This is a genomic window from Planosporangium spinosum (assembly GCF_049999945.1).
Lineage (GTDB): Bacteria > Actinomycetota > Actinomycetes > Mycobacteriales > Micromonosporaceae > Planosporangium > Planosporangium spinosum.
Genome location: NZ_JBLYUB010000067.1, coordinates 1 through 1,932, shown reverse-complemented (window position 1 = coordinate 1,932; position 1,932 = coordinate 1). Strand labels below are relative to the sequence as shown.

Below are 1,932 nucleotides of genomic sequence, written 5' to 3'. Positions count from 1 at the left end.
CGGCAGCGGCTGCACTCTGCGCTCGACTACCGCACCCCAGCCGAAGCCCTCACCGACTACCAGATCCGCATCGCCGCCTGACCAGCAAACCCACGAGGACCTGTCCAAGATCCTTGACACAGCTCACGTGGGGGTGCTCCGCGTGATGGACGCAGCACGAGCCTCAGCATCGCGTCCTCCCCACGCACGTGGGGGTGGTCCGGGTGCCCAGTTCGAGACCCTCGGCGGGCTGGTGTCCTACCCACGCACGTGGGGGTGCTCCGAAGAACCAGTTGATCCGGCGCGCGAAGTCGGGGTCCTCCCACGCACGTTGGGGTGCTCGGCTCCCGGCCGGAAGCGTCGTACCGATGCCGACGTCCTCCCACGCACGTGGGGGTGCACAAACCGCCTCGGCTTCACAAGGCGGGGTTCGGTGCGTGGGCGCCTGCGCCTGGCGGCCCGGCTGGTAGAACGGGCAGCATGGAGATCGCGCAGTTGCGCCAGGCGCTGGACGACGTCTTCGACCAGGCCGTGGTGTACTACGCCTACACCGACTACATGCGCGACTACGAGGTTATCGTCTACGCGACGGCTGACCCGAGGACTGGTATCCAACCGGCGCACCTTCGGTACCTCTTCAAGTACTGCGTCGAGGCTGAGACGCGCACCGCCTTGCGGCCGGAGACCTGGCGCACGTCGTTGGATGAACGGTCATGGCCTCACCCTGATCTGCAGCGAGCTGGAGGTGACGGAGCTGCCCGTCGGTTACACGCCCTACGCGGTTGCCGAGGGCAAGTGGCGAGATCAGGGGGTCAGGTGACCCCAGCTTGACCTCGGCGAGGCGCAACCAGGCGCCATCACGACAACCCCGGCGCGGATCCGTCAACGAGGTGAGCGGGGGAGAGTCTGACCTTGGGCGCTCCTACGGATCAGATGGTCCCAACACAGGAGAACTACCGGCCACCCACGATCTGGTCGTTGATCACCTCGGTGGACCCGTCCGTGCTTCTCGGCCATGATCGTGTGTCTGCCTCGATCCAGGTTGCGTTGGCTTGACGCCCGGACTCCGTCGACGCCCGGCATCGACAGCTGGTCGTCCGTCACCAGATCAACTCTGACTGGCCGCTCCCGTCGCACCAACACATTGATGATCTCCGCGCGTGCGAGCGATGTGTCAGCAATAGTCGGCGCGCTACCGTGAGTGCCGGTGCGCGACGATGCGCGCCCGCGATCACTGAGCAAGATCACGGTAACCCGTGTGATCGGTGTATGATCGCCGGTCGGCGTCGTCGCCGCTGATGGGCGGTGACCGTCCCTGACGCACGCTGATCGTCGCTGGCAGGTACCCTAGTGCCCGTCGCCCTCGTAGCTCAGGGGATAGAGCAACGGTTTCCTAAACCGGTGCTGCGTGCCGCAGCGATCAGCGGCGATGTGGATGCCAACCTCTTCCCCGCACGGAAGAGGTCTCGGGGCGGCCCATCAACGAATTCGGTCAGATTGCTAGTCCTCGGTTGAACCTCGCCACGTCTTGCTCGTCGGCCACGGTGTCCGGTGCTGTAACGCATTCGTCGGCTTGAGGTCCCAGGACTTCATAGATGTCAGCGCATCAATGGCGCGGCGCGGAGCCGACGTCATATGTACGAGCATCCCACGCCCACGCCAGCCGCCCTGCGCGGCAGCCTCAACCCGACCAGCTCGATCATCCGACTGTGGCCGACCCCGGCCACCGCCTGGTGCAGGGACCGATCGGGTGAACACGCAAGCGGCACGGAATCCGCTCAACCGTTCCGTGCCAGGCAATCTCGTTCCGCCCGGCCGCGCGGCAGGGTTGCGTCCCATCGAGTGGTGTAGAAGCTGATCCACTTCGGCGTATCGCGGACGTGAAGGGGGTCATCGCGTGAGTCTCTGTGTGAACGACCAAGAACACCCAGAGGACGGAGTACGCGATGACCC

At 65.4% G+C, this 1,932-nt stretch carries 1 protein-coding gene; it reads left to right on the top strand.

Translation table 11 applies throughout. From position 1 onward, the window contains the following. Positions 1–459: 459 nt before the first annotated feature. Complete coding sequence (locus ACNTMW_RS34200) at positions 460–810, top strand: YxiG-like protein (protein WP_426638217.1); 351 nt, start codon at positions 460–462, stop codon at positions 808–810. The last annotated feature ends 1,122 nt before the right edge of the window (positions 811–1,932 follow it).